Annotated in this window: 11 protein-coding genes and 3 pseudogenes; 11 read left to right on the top strand and 3 right to left on the bottom strand. The window is 41.0% G+C overall.

Annotated elements, in window-relative coordinates; all coding sequences use genetic code 11:
* Positions 1 to 52: 52 nt before the first annotated feature.
* Together HMPREF0847_RS07590 and HMPREF0847_RS07595 are read left to right on the top strand one after the other, a co-directional pair.
* Positions 53 to 3,535 (top strand): GBS Bsp-like repeat-containing protein, encoded by a 3,483-nt coding sequence (locus HMPREF0847_RS07590; protein ID WP_008809941.1) that lies wholly within the window; start codon positions 53 to 55, stop codon positions 3,533 to 3,535.
* A 251-nt stretch (positions 3,536 to 3,786) separates the two neighbouring features.
* Positions 3,787 to 4,758, top strand: coding sequence for an acyltransferase family protein (locus HMPREF0847_RS07595; RefSeq protein WP_008809940.1), 972 nt, complete (start codon positions 3,787 to 3,789; stop codon positions 4,756 to 4,758).
* Between the two features lie 171 nt (positions 4,759 to 4,929).
* On the opposite strand, the gene HMPREF0847_RS07600 is transcribed toward HMPREF0847_RS07595, so the two are convergent.
* On the bottom strand, positions 4,930 to 5,802 hold the full coding sequence (locus HMPREF0847_RS07600) for an RluA family pseudouridine synthase (RefSeq protein WP_008809939.1): 873 nt from the start codon (positions 5,800 to 5,802) through the stop codon (positions 4,930 to 4,932).
* 150 nt (positions 5,803 to 5,952) lie between these two features.
* Between HMPREF0847_RS07600 and pbp2a the strand changes: the two genes are divergently transcribed.
* Positions 5,953 to 8,175, top strand: a complete 2,223-nt coding sequence (gene pbp2a, locus HMPREF0847_RS07605) for a penicillin-binding protein PBP2A (RefSeq protein WP_008809938.1) — start codon at positions 5,953 to 5,955, stop codon at positions 8,173 to 8,175.
* Positions 8,176 to 8,299: 124 nt separating this feature from the next.
* On the opposite strand, the gene ypfJ is transcribed toward pbp2a, so the two are convergent.
* Positions 8,300 to 9,214 (bottom strand): KPN_02809 family neutral zinc metallopeptidase, encoded by a 915-nt coding sequence (gene ypfJ, locus HMPREF0847_RS07610; protein WP_008809937.1) that lies wholly within the window; start codon positions 9,212 to 9,214, stop codon positions 8,300 to 8,302.
* Positions 9,215 to 9,419: 205 nt separating this feature from the next.
* On the opposite strand from ypfJ, the pseudogene HMPREF0847_RS07615 reads away from it, so the two are divergent.
* The 4 genes and pseudogenes from HMPREF0847_RS07615 to HMPREF0847_RS07630 all read left to right on the top strand — a co-directional run bounded on the left by HMPREF0847_RS07615 (position 9,420) and on the right by HMPREF0847_RS07630 (position 14,773).
* Positions 9,420 to 9,788 (top strand): annotated as a pseudogene (locus HMPREF0847_RS07615) (hypothetical protein).
* Between the two features lie 312 nt (positions 9,789 to 10,100).
* Entirely contained in the window at positions 10,101 to 10,304 is a 204-nt protein-coding gene (locus HMPREF0847_RS07625) for a helix-turn-helix transcriptional regulator (protein WP_008809935.1), read from the top strand.
* 334 nt (positions 10,305 to 10,638) lie between these two features.
* Positions 10,639 to 10,795: pseudogene (locus HMPREF0847_RS11585) on the top strand (ISLre2 family transposase); the annotation flags it as partial.
* A 195-nt stretch (positions 10,796 to 10,990) separates the two neighbouring features.
* Positions 10,991 to 14,773 (top strand): SspB-related isopeptide-forming adhesin, encoded by a 3,783-nt coding sequence (locus HMPREF0847_RS07630; RefSeq protein WP_020992765.1) that lies wholly within the window; start codon positions 10,991 to 10,993, stop codon positions 14,771 to 14,773.
* 84 nt (positions 14,774 to 14,857) lie between these two features.
* On the opposite strand, the pseudogene HMPREF0847_RS11110 reads toward HMPREF0847_RS07630, so the two are convergent.
* A pseudogene (locus tag HMPREF0847_RS11110) lies at positions 14,858 to 16,133 on the bottom strand (ISL3 family transposase).
* Positions 16,134 to 16,451: 318 nt separating this feature from the next.
* Between HMPREF0847_RS11110 and rpmG the strand changes: the two are divergent.
* The 4 genes from rpmG (at position 16,452) to HMPREF0847_RS07655 (ending at position 18,460) form a co-directional block, all read left to right on the top strand.
* Positions 16,452 to 16,604: a 50S ribosomal protein L33 gene (gene rpmG, locus HMPREF0847_RS11115; protein ID WP_008809931.1), complete on the top strand. Its 153-nt coding sequence runs from the start codon at positions 16,452 to 16,454 to the stop codon at positions 16,602 to 16,604.
* Between the two features lie 9 nt (positions 16,605 to 16,613).
* Positions 16,614 to 16,790, top strand: coding sequence for a preprotein translocase subunit SecE (gene secE, locus HMPREF0847_RS07645; protein ID WP_008809930.1), 177 nt, complete (start codon positions 16,614 to 16,616; stop codon positions 16,788 to 16,790).
* Between the two features lie 182 nt (positions 16,791 to 16,972).
* The gene (gene nusG / locus HMPREF0847_RS07650; RefSeq protein WP_008809929.1) at positions 16,973 to 17,509 is read left to right on the top strand and encodes a transcription termination/antitermination protein NusG; all 537 of its coding nucleotides are present in this window, start codon (positions 16,973 to 16,975) and stop codon (positions 17,507 to 17,509) included.
* A 381-nt stretch (positions 17,510 to 17,890) separates the two neighbouring features.
* Positions 17,891 to 18,460, top strand: coding sequence for a TlpA family protein disulfide reductase (locus HMPREF0847_RS07655; protein WP_008809928.1), 570 nt, complete (start codon positions 17,891 to 17,893; stop codon positions 18,458 to 18,460).
* Positions 18,461 to 18,467 lie beyond the last annotated feature (7 nt).

Here is an 18,467-nt window from a genome sequence, read left to right on the forward strand (position 1 = left end):
TTCTTGTGCTACAATGGAGGTATATTGAAATTCGTGTCAAAGAGGGAGTTACATGAAAAAGAAGGATTTTATTTATTATGCTAGTGCGGCATTGCTACTAGCTGTTTCAGTTCAACCTGCTTATGCAGATGAACAAGAGTCTACTGTACAGCCTATCCAAGTAAAAGCTGAACAAGCTCAGGATACAGTGGCAAAGACAACTTCAGATGATTCAGAAACAGCCGAGTCAAAGGGAGAGACCAGCACTGATCATCAGGAAGAGCAAGAAAAATCACAAGCTGAACAAAAGACTGAAAATAGTCAGTCAGTACCAGCTTCTCTTCCAAAACAGTCGGAAACTAAGGTTGAGAACCAGTCGGCTAGTATTGAAGAAACTGCCCAAAGAGAAGAAGCTAGCAAGGTTGATGAGGCTGCATCGAAAAAAGAAGCTGTTGGGAACACAACCTTCTATAGCACTGGACATGCTGGGCCGGCTAGTCGTTCAAGTGATGTGGCCGTTCAACCCAAAACATTTGTCGATGTCAGCAGTCATAACGGAAGCATAAGCGTCAATGACTATCGCACTCTTGCCAACAAGGGAGTTGGTGGAGTTGTCGTGAAACTAACAGAAGGCACCACCTATAGGAACCCTTACGCAGGAGAACAAGCTCGCAATGCCCAGTTAGCTGGTTTGCAAGTGTCTGCCTATGCTTTTTCACATTATACTAGTGAAGAGCAGGCAAGAGCAGAAGCTCGCCACTTTATCTCAGAAGCTAGAAATCTTAATCTTCCAAAGAATACGGTCATGGTTAATGATATGGAAGATGCTAAAATGAAGGATAACATCAACCGTAATACCCTTGCATGGGCTGATGAAATGCGTAAGAATGACTATACAAATCTTATGTATTATACCAGTGCCAGCTGGATTGATGAAAATAATCTAAGAGGGAAAGGGCCTGTCAAGACAGCCCAGTTTGGTTTGGAAAATTTCTGGGTAGCTCAATACCCAACAGCTAAACTCTCAACTAACGACGCGAAGACTCTCCGCTATAATGGGCGGGCAGGGGCTTGGCAGTTTACCTCCCAGGCTGAATTGTTGCCAGGTAAGCATGTTTTTGACCATAGTGTAGACTATACTGGCCGTTTCACTTCTCAAGCTAAACCAGCACCAGAAGTACCCAAAGGACCTCTGAGCGGGAAGATTACCATTGAAAATAACGATTCTCTTGCAGGTCGTTTTGACGTTGTTATTTCAAATGTCTTGGCCCCTCAAGGTGTAGCCGGTGTTTCTGTGCCAGTTTGGTCGGATGATAAAGGCCAGGATGATTTGGTTTGGCATCATGCGACTCGTCAACAAGATGGTCGCTATCGCGTAACAGTGAAAGCTAGTGACCATAAGAATACTACAGGTAAGTATCATGTTCATCTCTACTATACTCAACTAAATGGTGAGCAGATAGGAGTAACTGCAACAACTACTGAAGTTTCTATTGGAAAGACAGCAAATAAAGAGAAGCCTAGTGGAAGAGTCACGATTGAAAATAATAACCCTACCACTGGCACTTTTGATGCCGTCATTCGCGATGTCGTTTCTCCAAATGGACTTAAGGAAGTACTAGTTCCAACCTGGTCAGAAGTCAATGGTCAGGATGACCTAGTTTGGCACAAGGCAGTGAAGCAGGCAGATGGCAGCTACCGAGCTACTATCAAGTCGAGCGAGCACAAGAATAGTCAAGGCAAGTACCAAGTGCATGTCCATTATATTGATGGCTCGGGCCAGCGTAGATATGTGACTGAGACGGTGACGGAGGTTCATCAGTCTCGTCCAAGTGGTGTGCTCAGTATTGAAAATCAAAACCAAATTTCTGGTACCTTTGATGCGGTCATTCGTAATGTAATCGCTCCAAATGGCCTCAATGAAGTATTAGTTCCAACCTGGTCAGAAGTCAATGGTCAGGATGACCTAGTTTGGCACAAGGCAGTGAAGCAGGCAGACGGTAGCTACCGAGCTACTATCAAGTCGAGCGATCATAAGAATAGTCAAGGCAAGTACCAAGTTCATGTCCATTATGTTGATGGCTCCGGCCAACGTAGGTATGTGACTGAGACAGTGACGGAGGTTCATCAATCTCGCCCAAGCGGTGTGCTCAGTATTGAAAATCAAAACCAAGTTTCTGGTACCTTTGATGCGGTCATTCGTAATGTAATCGCTCCAAATGGTCTCAATGAAGTATTGATTCCAACCTGGTCAGAAGTCAATGGTCAGGATGATCTGATCTGGCACAAGGCGGTGAAGCAGGCAGACGGTAGCTACCGAGCTACTATCAAGTCGAGCGATCACAAGAATAGTCAAGGCAAGTACCAAGTTCATGTCCATTATGTTGATGGCTCCGGCCAACGTAGGTATGTGACTGAGACGTCTACCCAATTAAAGCTGTCTCAACCAACAGGTAAGGTCAACATTCAAAACAATAACAAAGAGACTGGCACTTTTGATGTTGTTGTGACCGATGTCTTCAGTCCTAAAGGAGTTCAATCGGTTCAAGTTCCCGTTTGGTCTGACCAAGGCGGACAAGACGACTTGATCTGGTACAATGCGACTCGTCAATCAGATGGTAGCTATAAGGCTAGCATCAAGGCAGAAAATCACAAGAATTCTACTGGTACTTATCACGTTCATCTATACTACATCCAGAATGATGGCAGTCGTATAGGAGTTCATTCGACTACAACTCAGGTAGAGTACCACAATCTAACGCATAAGACGAAAGCTTATATTAAAGACGTAAATTCCCAGACGGGCACATTTACCGTTGCGGTTGATCAATCTTCCCAAGGGAAACGAATTAAAAATATTCGCGCGGCCGTGTGGTCTCAAGCGCATCAAGAAAATTTATCTTGGTATACGCAGACTCCTGCTGGTGGTCATACTGAGATTGGGATTGCGGCTGTAAACCACGGCAATAAACAAGGTGATTACACCACTCACGTTTATGTTGATTATACGGATGGCAGTGTGGAAGGATTTAACCTAGGGCAAACCAGATTGATTCCACAACAAGTGACAGATCAAAAAAATAGAGTTATTCGTGCAGCTGCAAATCTGGTAGGTACGTCAACGGGTAGTCCAGCTCATCAGCGCATGGTAGCGGACTATAACAGTGTGAAACCTCTACCAGTCGGCTACGCTGTAAAGAATACAGATGATTGGTGCGATGTATTTGTTACAGTTGTTTTCCAACGAGAAGGTCTTAGTTATCTAGTTGGACGAGAATGTGGAGTAGAACGTCATATTCAGATTTTCAAAAAATTAGGAATTTGGAATGAAGATGGAACTACGACTCCTCAATCAGGTGATATTATTACTTTCAATTGGGATAAAGATACCCAGCAAAATGATGGCTGGGCGGATCATATAGGTATTGTTGAGAGAGTAGAGAATGGATGGATTCATACAATCGAAGGAAATTCAAGCAACGGAGTTGTGAGAAGAAATACCTATCGGGTTGGTCATGGTAATATTCGAGGATTTGCAAGACCACATTATCAATAAACAAAGGGTTGAAGAAAGTTGCTCTAGGGTACACTTTCCTCGGCCTTTTTATAGGTCTGAAAATCTCTAGAAGTGCTATTTTGGGACTTGATAGGGCAGGTTTTTCATTGATTTCATTACTTGTAGGTGCTATAGAAAATGATGGTTTATAGGATAAGAAGAAAGGTGGCTGTCATCAAATGATATGATTCTTAATGCTTGTGTCATCTGGTCTTGACAGATTGTAACATTGAACGTGCTATAATGTCTGCATGAAGACAGAAAATACAACTTTACATGCTGTTAAGGCTCTAGCCTGTTTTAGTATCGTTTCTTTGCACTTTTTGTTACCAGGGGAATTTGGTGTTTTTTATCAGATTGTGGCCCGTTTTGCAGTGCCCTTTTTCATGATGTTGTCGGGCTATTTTTCCTTTAATATTTCTAGGGAAAAAGTCAAGTATCGCCTCAAGCAGATGTTGCTTCTGACAATCGCTAGTCTGATATTTTACTCGATTGTGCATTTTATTGACTTAGTACTGTCGGGAGAGCTGGCGGAAAAGATAGCAACTATAGAGCTGTCTGATTTTACCAATTTCTTCTTTTTTAACAGTCCCAGAGATTTGATTGGCTCAGCTGCTACCCCGACTTGGTATTTGTTGGCTATTTCCTATATTTACGGGATTTATCTCCTTTTTTATAAGTATTTCCACCGCCTGACCACCTTTGGAGTGTCTCTGATTCTGCTAGCTCTGGCCTTTTGTATCGAGTTCAATACCAATAGTACACTATACTATCGAAACTTCCTGTTTATGGGTCTTCCCTTTTTCATTATGGGGATGCAGTTCGCCAAGTATCGGGAACGGATTTTAGCCTACGACTTATCATCTGCCAGGAAATGGGCTATTAGCTTGGGTATAGTAGGCTTGATTTTGCTTGAATACTGTTTTATGGGAACAGAGCACGACCTCTACCCCAGCACTCTTTTATCATCTAGTGCGATTTTCCTCTATGCGATCAGAAACGGGACCAATATTGATGTTCCGATTTTGAACAATATCGCCAAGCGATATGCCACTATGATTTATATTATTCACCCGTTCATCATCTTCATCTTTAGGCAATTAATGCCTCGGAATGGCATATACAGTTTTGGCTTTTTTATCATTCTCTTGCTGTCATATCTTCTGAGTATGGCCTTTCAGAAAATCATCAGACCCAGAATTATCAGCCTGCTTCCAGCTTAGTAAGGCAAGATAGGAGATAGAATCGTTTTCTGACACCAAAGAAAAAGCAACAGATTTTTCTGTTGCTTTTTCTTGCATCTACTAAGTCGAAAGAAGTAAGGTCTCTGTGTGCTTGGTCATGATGGCTGGAGGTTTAGTCCGAGTGGGTTTGAGCTTACTAGTAGTATCTTCTTATGCTTTCAGCTTTTCTAGCCCTTCTTCAAAACTTTTAGATGGGGCTTCAAGACTGATTTTTTCTAAAGTAAAGGGATGGACAAAGCTCAGTCGGTGGGCGTGAAGCATGAGGCGACCTTGGGGCTGCGGATGATATAGAGGATCACCGACCAAGGGAAAGCCGTGGCGGGATAGGTGGACACGGATCTGATGGGTACGACCAGTTTTGAGTTGGCATTTGATAAGAGTTTTTTGACCAAAGCTTTTTAGCCGAGTCACGTGCGTTTCGGCGTATTGGCCATGTTTGCTGTCAACCAGCCGTTTTCTCCGATCATGGCGATCGCGGCCGATTTTGTCCTTAAAAACCCTGTTTTTGACGGGGAATTTTCCATCTACTAAGGCCCAGTATTCTCGCTGGATATCCTTGTTTTCCAGCAGACGATTGAGTATAGGTAAGACAAAGGGGTTTTTAGCAAAGAGAACAGCACCACTGGTCTCCTTATCAAGCCTGTGAACTACATAGCAGGTCTCTCCAACATAGGCAGATACATGATTGAGCAGAGCCAATTCGGTCGGCTCATTGGCGTGAGTTTTCATGCCCTCAGGTTTGTTGACGATGATGAGATGCTGGTCTTGGTAGAGTTCCTGGACAAGTTCCGGATGGCCCATAAGGATATCTTTTGCTGGGTAATCTTCTTCATCAAAGGTCAGCGACAAGAGATCCCCCGCCTGGATCTTGCTTTGCCAGTTGATAGTTTGATTATTGACCAAGACATGCTTTTTTGTCCGAAGGAAATGGCGGATTTTTCTGGGAATGAGGAAATAGTCTTCCAGTAGTTCTTTTATGCTCATAGTAGGCATTTTTTCAGGGATTTGAAAGTTAAATTGCATGATTTTATTTTAACAAAAAGAGCAGAACTTTGAAAGCTAGCATCAAAAAGAGGGTAGAAGCTCTGCTATTTCTTAAAAAATTCTAAAAGGAAGGCCCTATGGAACAGCACTTTCTTGTATAGTCTCTGGGAAGGTGATAAAATAAGGGTTATGAAAAAGCTAAATGATATTTTTGAAACCTTAATTCAACATTTTAAGAAAGAAGATTCACCGGCTGAGTCTGCGGAGGAGACAGATACAAGTGCTGAACCACGTCTGTCTCGATCAGGTCGCTCGGCTAAGCGAACATCTTCAAAAGGCCAAGGACCCTTCCGACATTTTTGGCGTAGATACCATCTGACCAAGATTATCTTGATTTTAGGTCTGGGTTTTGGGCTGGTGACGGGAGGCTATCTCTTTTATGTTGCCAAGACCACCAATGTCAACGACTTGCAAAATGCCTTGAAGGCGACTACGATGATCTATGATAAAGATGGTCAAGAAGCGGGTAGTTTGACAGGTCAAAAAGGGACCTATGTCGAATTGGATCAGATCAGTAAGGACTTGCAGAACGCTGTCATTGCGACCGAAGACCGCTCCTTCTACAAAAATAGCGGAATCAATTATGGCCGTTTCTTCTTAGCAATTTTGACAGCGGGCCGATCAGGCGGTGGTTCGACCATCACTCAGCAGTTGGCCAAAAATGCTTATCTTTCTCAGGACCAGACCATCGAGCGGAAGGCCAAGGAGTTTTTCCTAGCTCTAGAATTGACCAAAAAATACAGTAAGGATCAGATTCTGACCATGTATCTGAATAATTCTTACTTTGGCAATGGTGTCTGGGGAGTAGAGGATGCCAGCAAGAAATACTTTGGAGTGTCGGCTAGCCAACTGTCTCTCGATCAAGCAGCCACACTGGCCGGTATGCTCAAGGGGCCTGAGATATACAATCCCTTGTACTCAGTTGAAAATGCGACCAATCGCCGGGATACAGTTCTGAATAATATGGTTGCAGCCGGCTATATTGACAAAGCAACAGCTGATCAAGCAGCAGCGAATGGTCTTGGTAGTCAGTTGGTAGATGCTTATGCTGGCAAATCCGAAGATTATCGCTATCCATCCTATTTTGATGCTGTCATTAACGAAGCCATTCATGACTATGGTCTAAAAGAAGAAGATATCATCAAAAATGGCTATCGCATCTACACTGAGTTGGATCAAAATTACCAGGCCAGTATGCAGGTTATTTACAGTAACGAGAGTCTCTTCCCTGTTTCAGAAGTAGATGGAACACGGGCAGAATCGGGAAGTGTGGCCTTGGATCCCAAGACTGGAGGGGTGAGAGCCCTGGTCGGTCGAGTCAACAGCCAGGCGGCCGGTTTCCGTTCCTTTAACTATGCAACCCAGTCAGCTCGTAGTCCAGGTTCGACCATTAAACCACTGGTTGTATATAGCCCTGCGATCGCAGCTGGTTGGTCAACTGATAAAGAGTTAGACAATACTACAACGACCTATGGATCTTATACTGTCAATAACTATGGCGGCATTCAAAGTAGCCCGACAGTGCCTATGTATCAGGCCTTGGCTGATTCACTGAATATCCCAGCAGTTGCAACAGTTAAAGAGTTGGGTCTAGAGAAAGCCTTTGAATACGGTCAAAAGTTTGGTCTGAATATGAAAAAGGTTGAGCAAAATCTCAGTGTGGCGTTGGGAGCAGGTGTGAATACCAATCCTCTCCAAATGGCTCAGGCATACTCCGCTTTTGCGAATGATGGTGTCATGCATGATGCCCACTTGATCACTAAGATTGAAAATGCTAGTGGTCAAATCGTTAAGACCCACAAGTCTAGCTCCACTCGAGTGCTCAATCAGTCGACTGCGAAAAAGATGACCAGTATGATGTTAGGGACCTTCTCAAACGGAACGGGGATCTACGCAGCGCCATATAATTATACGATGGCAGGTAAGACAGGGACGACTGAGACAGACTTCAACCCTGACTTATCTGGAGACCAGTGGGTTATTGGCTATACACCAGACGTTGTTATCAGTCAGTGGCTAGGATTTCCAAAGACAGATGAAAACCACTACCTGACAGGAACCAGTGCTAACGAGGCTTCTGTGATTTTCCGAAATGTAGCCAATAGCGTCCTGCCATACACGGAAGGAACCAAATTCTCTGAAAAGAATACCTATGCTCAAAATGGTATTGCTCCGGTAGACACCTATGGCACTGGAAATACCGAGAATCAAGGCGGCAATGATTTCTTACAGGATGTACAGGACAAGGCAAAAGAAATAGTCGATCAGGCTAAAAATGCTATCGAAGAGGCAGATATTCCAGGTAAAGCTAAGAATGCTTGGGATACAGTCAAGAGCTGGTTTGGTTGGTAAGTTTCATATCTCAATAGATGGATTATTTATAGAAGTGCATGTCTTGAGACTCTAGCTTGCGCTCATCAATCAAGAAGCATATGCCACAGTAAATCAATCAGATAAAAAGACCTTTAGGATTTTCCTAAAGGTCTTTATCAGGTACACTGAATGTGTCACCGTGTTCAAAATCACCGTATTGGTAACCACGTTTGAACCAACGCATACGTTGCTCCGCACTTCCGTGAGTAAAGCTATCAGGCACAGAATAGCCATAGGCCTGTTCTTGCAAGGTGTCGTCTCCGACTGCATGGGCTGCATTAAGTGCTTCCTCAATATCGCCAACATCTAGTAAGTTTTCTTGTTCAATATAACGAGCCCAGACCCCGGCGTAGTAGTCCGCCTGAAGTTCCAAACGAACATTTAGGGCATTCTTTTCCTTTTCTGATTTTCCTCTCACCATTTGCTGGTAGGATTGAAGAGTCCCTAGTTGGTTTTGGATATGGTGTCCGACTTCGTGCGCGATAACATAAGCCATGGCAAAGTCACCACTTGCCCGATACTTAGTAGTCAGCTCTTGGTAAAAGCGAATATCCAGGTAAATTTTTTGGTCGTTAGGACAATAAAAAGGTCCAGCAGAGGCCTGGCCAACCCCACAGCCAGTCCTAGTTTGACCGGTATAGAAGACCAGTTTAGGCTTATAATAGGTTCTCCCTTCTTTTTCAAAGGTTTGAGTCCAAAAAACTTCTGTAGTCCCTAAGACCTTGCTGACAAATTGGGCGTCTTTGTCATTGACCTGAGTATGGCTTTGCTGGGAAACTTGGGCGGACTCATAGTGGTGGGAAGTCCCTGTGTCAAAAATGCCAGACAAACCAGCACCACCCCCTAAGAAAAGTAAGAGTAGTATTAGGACAAGCTTGCTTTTAAAACTGCCAGGTGCTAACAGGATTCGCAATATTCCGTTTCCCAGTCGAGCATTGCCTGCCCCATAGCTAGCCGATCCCCCTTCATTGCGACGGTCTTCAATGTTATTACTTTCTTTTAAATGATCAGTTTTCACGTTTTCTTCTCCTTTATGACATCTATTTTACCAAATCACCAGCGAAAATAATAGCTGTTCGTTAGATGAAGTAAAAAAGCTTCAAAGGATTGACGCCTAAGTGTCTAGAGTTTTGGGAAAGTGAAAAATTAAATATCATATAACTTAAGAGAGTGAGAAAATTGCTCTCTTTTTTCGTTGCCCAAAACTAAGGAAAGGAGAAAAAATGTCAGATAATATTGAAATTGTTATGGATATTGATTCGTTAGAAATTTTCGATGTAATAGTTCTTGATAAGAATGAAAATATGGTTGATTGTATCCCTGAAGGAAATTCTGAAGAAAAGGTATCTCCATACGATGACCTCAATAGGGTTTGGCTTGGAAACGGCTATTACTATAGACCTTCTAGTCTTCTCTGGATAGTTATGAAAGACGATGTTATTCATGAATTACGTCCTAGAATTAAACTTGGTACATATCCGTACTCCAGAAGAGCGAGAGATGAAACTTGGGGATAAACTAGCCAATTGACTCAGGATGAAGCCTTGTGGTTGACTCTAGAGTTTAATCCAGAATTGATGGGATATGTGTAGGAAGGAAATAAGGAATGTTTAGCAAGAAAGTATTGGTGGCATGCTATATTTATAGCTTTGATTATTCAAAAGAGTCATTAGAACTTAATGAACTGATGTTTAGGAGTGTCCCAGTAAAAAAACGATGGAGAAAGTATTTTTTACTTAGTCTTAGCGATTGTGAAGATTTTAGTTTATCTGTATCGAAAAATGATCTTGAGAAAGTCTTGAATAAAGGTTCTTATCATGTCGTATTTTTTGAAAATCATTCTAGACAAAACTCGTTTAAAGCTTGGAGGTTATTCAATAAATACTACAGAATGAGGAATCCAGATGTCTAATAGACTTAAAAAACTAAGAAAAGAAAAAGGACTGACTCAAGCTGACTTAGCAAAAGTTTTAAATACTAACCAGTCTCGATATGGGAAATACGAAAATGGAAAAACAAATCTTAGTATAGAAAATGCTAAAAAAGTAGCAAAATATTTCGGGGTAACCATTGACTACCTGTTAGGATCAGAATCGGACCAAACTTAGTCCAGTTAGATCCATATTGACCGAGAAGTCACTAAACTACTAGAACATTGAAAATTAAATACAAGGCTTGTCCTGATACAGCGTGGCTATGGATAAAAAAGAAACGGGGGCGAGCAGCAAATTAGAAAATGATATCTAGTCCAGCCACTGAACGAAAAAGCATGATAATGATCATAAGCTGAAGGAGTAAGGGTTCCTAGACTATAAACCCAGCACTTGAAATACCGATGTAAAAATACGTTTTTACACAGCACGGCGTTATTTCGCCTCTCAACTTCAAGGAGAAATCTATAATAGATGAAACAACTGTCCGCTTAAGGGACTTAAAAAACTGATGATTCTTATTGAACGAATTGATCAGCTACACGAGCTGTTTTTTTGGAGTTTGGAGACAAGAGTATGAGGAATTTAGGGATACGGGATTAGGCGTAGGGTTTCGTATTAACCATAAGCCACACGGTGCTGTCATCAGAAAAAGAGGACATAAATAAAATTGGAAAGCAGACAAAAGCCTCTAAAAAAAAGAATTTTTAGAGGTCTTTTTATCATGTTATTAAACAAGATAATTGCTTTTTTACCTAATGTGTGTTACAACAATGGAGTAAATATAAAAAGAAAAAGGTGTAGAAATAGCAACTTCTACAAGAAGAAAATGTTTTAAGGTGAAATGGAAAGGGAAAACATTAATGACAGAAAAAACACAAGGACACGGATATTTCCGTAAGAAAAAATGGGCTAAAGGCCTAGTATCAGGAATTGCAGTTGCAGGTATTGTAGCCTTCTCTGCAGGTTCTGTATTGGCGGATGAAGCAGTTCAGCCTGAAATCGAAAACGACAATAACATGTACGCTACACAAGCTGGTAAAGCAACAGGAAGCCAGTCTGTAGTGATTGATAATACAGCAGTCACAAAGGCTGCTTCAACAGCTAAGCAAGCAGGAGTAGTTGTATCTGAGACATCAAGCATTGATAAGGGTACAAATACTACCTCATCAAGTCTTGAACAGTCTAAGGCTGAGATTAAACAAGACCAGACTAAGCAAATAAAGGCACTTGAAGAAACGACTGCAAAACAAGTCGAAAACAATACAGCCTTCAAGGAAGCGAAGGAAGCCATTCAAGCTAATAATAGCTTTGTGGCCACTGAAAAAGGCAAGCACGAACAGTCAACAACTGTTACAGTGACGAATGATGGTTCGACTGCCACAGATGGGACAGCGACTCAAAACAAGAAAGCCACTCAAACAGCTAAGAAAGTCTTAGCAGAAAACCAGCAAGCTGTCTCAACCTACCTGGAAGAAAAAGAGAAGTACGAAGCTACTGTCAAACAAGCTACCGAATTAAATCAAGCAGTAGAAACTACAACTGTTGAACTGAAAAAGAGCGATGTTGCTGTCAGTGTAGTAACACGTACAGTTTCTTCAGTTGCAGAAGTAGAAGCACTGAAGAAACTAAATGACCAAGCTATTGCGACTGCAAAAGGCGAAGTGGAGCTTAACAAGGCCATCATGGCTGCCTATACAGAGAAGAAGAAAGCTAGTGATCAAGTTAATCAAGATGCTGATCGTAAATCAACAGATTTGAAAAACTCTGGTGTACTTTTAACCTCTAAAACACAGGAAGTTTCTTCAGCTGATGAAGCGAAGCAAATTGGGAAACAAAACCAAGCAGCTTATGACAAAGCTAAGCAGACCCAAGCGGAATGGCAGAAGAAGTACGATGAGCTTCGAGCTAAGACAAGCACGGAAGGCTACACAAAAGAAGTAGTCTTGCAAGCCATTAGTGTTGCGACAGCGAATCCTGAAGCAACAGTGGAGTCCTCTGCTCCAGGAGCGCAGGTAACTACTAAAGGTTACATTGCCTCATCAAAAGGAACCTCAGGCTATACTCGTGTTCTTGACTCGACTAAAGTCTTGAAATACGAGGATGTTGGCACTGGATGGAAAACGGAAGTTGACTACACTAATCTGAAAGATTTGACTGTTTCAACTGCAGATGGTAAAAAGTATGATATTTCTCGTATCCACCGAAAATTTGAAATCCTCAATCAAGGAAAAACTGGATTGAATGATGTCTACGTCTTGAATGATCCAACAGAAGGATTCGTAGTAGCTCGTAATAATGGAACTGGTGGAGTTGAGGACTACATGAATTTCTTGGTTACGGATACCTACTACTACAACGTGGATGGGAAAGAAGTAGCTTTCAAAGCAAGTGAAAAGACGCCCGCAACGTTGACGTATTCCTCACTCAATTACAATCCTGTTGGTTGGGAAGGTGCGAAAGCCATTAACGGAACTCATGTTGAAATTAACGGCTCAACTGTAAGCTATAACAAGAATAATGGTTATGTTCGCGCTGAAGACTACAACCGCCAACAAGATGTGGGGCATCTTTGGGATACATCTGACTCACCTTACCAATACAAGGGAGCTGCACTTGGTGTCTTTAAGGAAGGGACAGCCTTCACATCCGAATTTATCCAATGGGATGGACCAGATAATCCAAGTGGCCAAACTTACTGGTTTGCTTTGAATACGAAGGCTTTAGCGCCGGTTGTTGGAGTTCCAGCTACTGCAACCATTACTAAAACAACCGTGAAGCCAGTTAAGACTGAACCTGTATCAGCTGAATTGGTCAATGCGAAAAATCCAGCCAAACCAACCTTGGCGCTTAAAACTCTATCTGAAACTAAAAATCAGAAGTTATCCGCAAGCTATCACGGTTACAAATTGCAGTATAAACCTACTGTCCGCAAGTCTGTATCTGACACAGATAAAACGAATACAGATGGTCAAACAGTTGCTAAAAACGATACGCAGCTCTACACATTGAATCATGACAATATCTATGCGAACCTTAAAAAAGGTGACATGATTACTATCATTGATCCACTCGAAGCTGGAGCAGTTCCTGATGTAGCTGTGACGAAAGCAACTGCAGAGAAAGCAGGATGGAGCGTTGTCTATGATGCAGGAAAGAATGCTTATACCTTTACTGCAACCTACGAAGGGAAGCGCCTAGAAGCTCCTGTGATTACCTGGAAGCCAATCTATGACAAAGGTTTCTATGACAACACTTATAAAGTGCTAGTGAATAACTACGAAGTTTTCTCAAACACTGTTACGAACTACACACCGAAGCCACCGAAACCAGTCAAAGCGGTTCTGGATCGTGCTGGTAAGGATCTCAATGGTGCGACAACATTTGATCGCAACGTGACCTTCCGCTTGATGACAGATTACGGCCCTTACACCAAAACCCTTGCTTCAACGCAAGCACTTGGTAATAAGTTTGGAATCCTGGACGATGTTCAAGACAAAGCCTTCACAGTTGACCATAGCAAGATCAAGATGACTGCTGCTGGTAAAGACGTGAAAAACCTATTTGACATGTATCATGTACTTTCAGATGCAGGACGTACTGATGCAATCAATAAAATCTTGAAGGAATTGAACTTGCAACCTAAAGGTGAGTTCTATCTCTGGGTAGCCAAGGATTCTAAGAGTTTCTACCAAAACTACGTGAAGAAAAACCAAAACGTGACAATCGAACTTCCAGCCAAGCTTCTGGTTAAAACAGGCGAGAAAGTCGAGAACGGCTTTAAACAAATCGACTTTGGTAACGGCTATAAGTCAAACCTTGTGACTATCGAAGTGCCAGATGTGAAGCCTGAAAAACACGCTGTGGACCAAAAGGACGACAAGAAAGTTTTGGACGGACAAGAAGTACAGATTGGCCAATATATCCGCTATCTACTTGATGGCGTAACTGTTCCAGCTAAACACGATAGCCTCTTCCAATATGACGGTATTGACCAGTTAGATGTGGTTCATGATCGATATACAGGTAAGTGGCAAGGTATTTTCAAGGGTACAGAGTACACAGCTGAGAAAGACTTTACCTTGCCTTATGATGTCATCCTGAAGGATGGTAAAGTAGTCAAAGCTGGTGACAAGATTGTCAAAGGTACAGCTTATGCCTTCTTATTTGAAATGAACCAGGATACAAATCCTGACTTCCTCAAGAAGATTGTAGCCGTCAAATGGGACGAAAAAGCAGGCAAATGGTCGTATGTTATCAATCAAGACTTCCTAAACTCTCTAGGCGTTAAAGGAACCTTTGATGCCGACTTCTACATCGAGGTAGAACGTATCTCGGCTGGGAAGGTTGAAAATACCTTTATCAATACAGTCAATTTACAAGAGATGACGGCGAAAGTGACAACAACAACGCCAGAACCTCCAAAACCAGAACCTAAAGAACCAAAGCCTAAAGAACCAAAGCCTAAAGAACCAGAGCCTGAAGAACCAAAGCCTAAAAAACCAGAGCCTAAAGAACCAGGCAAGCCACAACCGCAGCCATCACTTCCAAATACAGGAACAGCAGCAAGCATGCTTCCAACTTGGGGAATGATTTTGGGATTGATGAGTCTTGCAGGAGCTGGGATTCGTAAGTATAAAAAATAGAACATCTAGAAATCCCCCCTCATCTATGGTATAATGAAGCCATAAAAAATGGTTCTTTGTCAACTGTAGTGGGTTGAAGAAAAGCTAAGCTCGAGAAAGGACACATTTCGTCCTTTCTTTTTTGATGTTCAGAGCGATGAAAATCTGTTTTTTGAAGTTTTCAAAGTTCCGAAAACCAAAAGCATTGCGCTTGATAAGTTTGATAAGATTATTGGTCGCTTCCAGTGTGGCGTTAGAATAGGGTAGTTGAGGGCGTTAACGATTTTCTCTTTATCCTTTAGAAAGGTTTTAAAGACGGTCTGAAAAAGAGGATGAACCTTCTTTAGATTGTCCTCAATGAGTCCGAAAAATTTCTCCGGTTCCTTATTCTGAAAATGAAAAAGCAGAAGTTGATAGAGCTGATAGTGGTGTTTCAAGTCTTCTGAATAGCTCAAAAGCTTGGCTATGATCTCTTTATTGGTCAAGTGCATGCGAAAAGTAGGGCGATAAAAACGTTTATCGTTAAGTTTACGACTATCCTGTTGAATGAGTTTCCAGTAGCGCTTGATAGCCTTGTATTCTTGGGATTTTCGATGAAACTGATTCATGATTTGGACACGCACACGACTCATGGCACGACTTAGATGTTGAACGATGTGAAAGCGATCAAGAACGATTTTAGCATTCGGAAAAAGCTGTTTAGCCAAGTCATAGTAAGGACTAAACATATCCATAGTAATAATTTTCACTTGACATCGGACAGCTCTACCATATCAAAGAAAGTGATTTCGGATGACAGCCTGTGTTCTACCTTCAAGAACAGTGATGATATCGAGCTTTTCAAAATCTTGCTCAATAAAGCTCATCTTTATCTCCCGATTGAAACAGTCACTCCCCTGACTGTTTCAATGTCCCAGGATATAATCTCAGGCAGATTTCTAAAATTACACTCAAAATGGAAATCGTTGAGCTTTCGAATAACAGTTGAAGTTGAAATGGAAAGCTGATGGGCAATATCGGTCATAGAAGTCTTTTCAATCAGCTTCTGGGCAATCTTTTGGTTGACGATACGAGGGATTTGGTGATTCTTCTTGACGAGAGAAGTCTCAGCCACCGCTATTTTTGAGCACTGATAGCACTTAAAACGACGCTTTTTCAGAAGAATTCTAGTAGTAATATCAGTCGTTTCAAGGTAAGGAATTTTCGACGGTTTTTGAAAGTCATATTTCTTCATTTGTTTTCCACAATCAGAACAATCTGGCGTATTATAATCCAGTTTAGCAATGATTTCCTTGTGTGTATCTTTCTTGATGCTATCTAGAATCTGGATATTAGGGTCTTTAATGTCTAGTAATTTTGTGATAAAATGTAATGGTTCCATATGATGCTTTCTAATGATGGTTTGATCGCTTTTCATTATAGATCTTATGGGACCTTTTTTCTACAACAAAATAGACTCCATACTATTCATAGGGGATTTACCCACTACAAATAGTATAGAGCCCATAAAATAGTGCAATATAGTCAAGGGCTGGAGTAAAGTAAGGAACTTTTTTCAGTTTTTTTGTCTGAAAAATCTCGCTTTCTTATTGAGTTATAAGGATATTTGATTAGTCCCAAAAATTTAGACACAAACGATTGACGTCCAGACCTTGTCAAAAGGGAAAAATCCTGCTATAATTGGAAAGATGGAGGCGTTATGGCATTAAAAAAAGCAAGTCTGGCGTGTACGGTTTGTGGATCGAGAAATTACTCAATAAAGCTGAGTAGTACGCCAAAACCAAAACGTCTAGAAGTAAACAAGTTTTGTAAACATTGTAATAAATACACTATTCATAAAGAAACAAGATAGGAGAGAGTTGTGAAATTTCTTAAGGACACTTTTACAGTTTTAAAAGATACAACATGGCCAACGGGTAAGCAAAGTTGGATTGATTTTATTTCGATTATGGAATATACAGCCTTTTTTGTTGTGGTTATCTATTTATTTGACTTATTGGTATCTCACGGACTGCTTCGTTTGTTGAATCTCTTTTAAGTCGATCAGAGACTGGGAAATTTCCCAGTCTTTTTTTATAAAATTGTCAGTAAACTTCTTGGCATTCCCTATTTTTATGATATAATAAAGCTAGAGAAAACGGAAAAAGCCATTAGGCTTTTTTATAGTGTTTTAGTTTATGATTTTTAAACTAAGAATTGCTAACAAAGAAAGGAAATAAAATGGATAGTTTTGATAAAGGCTGGTTTGTACTGCAGACCTACTCTGGATATGAAAACAAGGTGAAAGAAAATCTCTTGCAACGTGCTCAGACATATAACATGCTGGAAAACATCTTGCGCGTGGAAATCCCTACTCAGACCGTGCAAGTAGAGAAAAATGGCAAGACCAAGGAAATCGAAGAGAATCGCTTCCCTGGTTATGTTTTGGTAGAAATGGTCATGACCGATGAGGCTTGGTTTGTTGTTCGGAATACTCCTAACGTAACAGGATTTGTCGGATCTCACGGAAATCGTTCTAAGCCGACTCCACTCTTGGAAGAAGAAATCCGTAACATTTTGATCTCTATGGGACAAACTGTGCAAGAATTTGACATTCATGTCAAGGTTGGTGATACCGTTCGGATTATTGACGGAGCCTTCACAGATTATACAGGTAAAATTACTGAGATTGACAATAATAAAGTTAAGATGGTCATCTCAATGTTTGGAAATGACACCATTGCAGAAGTAAACCTGAATCAAATCGCGGAATTATAATAGAAATAAAAAAGCAGATCACCATCTGCTTTTTTATTTTTGTGTTCAGGTTTTTTGTATAAAGGCAAAAAAATAAGCTTCAACTGGCCTGAATATAGGGTCCAAAAAGGTAAAGAAAAGCGACTTAAAAATTCTGATAATTTTAAGTTTTTGGGCAATCGTTTTCCTTTTAATAAATAGTATCATCTTTGAAAGTATTTTGCATAAATTCCAGTCCAAATGGTTGATATGCTCAAAAAAAACTGGTATAATAACTATATAATTGGCGCATTGTATATGACGGCTTTTTTCTTGGTTTTTTGAGTGAAAAGGACTGATATTTGTACAGTGCTTACTCTTATGTCAAAATTTGATAGAGATGGAATTTAACTAGGAGGGAACATGTTAAAGGAAAAGTGGTGGCTACCCTTTCTGACTGTTGGTGTCATTCTGGTAGCGGTCTTTACTTTGTTTTACATTGCTGGTCCTAACAGGCATAACAAAGGATCAACACAGAAGGATGGTAGTTCAGCTGTAGAACATGAGCTGACAGGACAGCAGTTGCCAGAGTTTGAAATGGTAGACCAAGCAGGGTATCAAAAGAAGAGTACAGAGTTTTATAATAAACCCATGCTGGTAGTAGAGTGGGCTAGCTGGTGTCCAGATTGTCAAAAACAGTTACCAGAGATTCAAAAAGTATATGAAAAGTATAAAGGTAAAATTCATTTTGTTATGTTGGATATGCTTGATTCCAAAAGAGAAACGAAAGAAAGAGCGGATCAGTATATCAGTGAAAAAAATTATACTTTCCCATATTATTATGACACAGATGAGCGAGCGGCGGATATCCTCCATGTTCAATCAATCCCCACGATTTATCTAGTCGATGAGAATCAAAAGGTAAAGAAAGTAATAACAGACTTTCACGATGAAGCAGCGCTTGAAAAACAGCTAGAAGAGATTTTAAAATAAAGAAAGA

The organism is Streptococcus sp. 2_1_36FAA (assembly GCF_000161955.2).
Classification (GTDB): Bacteria; Bacillota; Bacilli; order Lactobacillales; family Streptococcaceae; genus Streptococcus; species Streptococcus gordonii.

Bases quoted from the DNA above. Each gene is read 5' to 3' on its own strand.
- HMPREF0847_RS07655 (WP_008809928.1), top strand. From the start codon at position 17,891: ATGTTAAAGGAAAAGTGGTGGCTACCCTTTCTGACTGTTGGTGTCATT.
- pbp2a (WP_008809938.1), top strand. From the start codon at position 5,953: ATGAAAAAGCTAAATGATATTTTTGAAACCTTAATTCAACATTTTAAG.
- nusG (WP_008809929.1), top strand. From the start codon at position 16,973: ATGGATAGTTTTGATAAAGGCTGGTTTGTACTGCAGACCTACTCTGGA.
- HMPREF0847_RS07590 (WP_008809941.1), top strand. From the start codon at position 53: ATGAAAAAGAAGGATTTTATTTATTATGCTAGTGCGGCATTGCTACTA.
- HMPREF0847_RS07595 (WP_008809940.1), top strand. From the start codon at position 3,787: ATGAAGACAGAAAATACAACTTTACATGCTGTTAAGGCTCTAGCCTGT.
- HMPREF0847_RS07600 (WP_008809939.1), bottom strand. From the start codon at position 5,802: ATGCAATTTAACTTTCAAATCCCTGAAAAAATGCCTACTATGAGCATA.
- rpmG (WP_008809931.1), top strand. From the start codon at position 16,452: ATGGCATTAAAAAAAGCAAGTCTGGCGTGTACGGTTTGTGGATCGAGA.
- HMPREF0847_RS07630 (WP_020992765.1), top strand. From the start codon at position 10,991: ATGACAGAAAAAACACAAGGACACGGATATTTCCGTAAGAAAAAATGG.
- HMPREF0847_RS07625 (WP_008809935.1), top strand. From the start codon at position 10,101: ATGTCTAATAGACTTAAAAAACTAAGAAAAGAAAAAGGACTGACTCAA.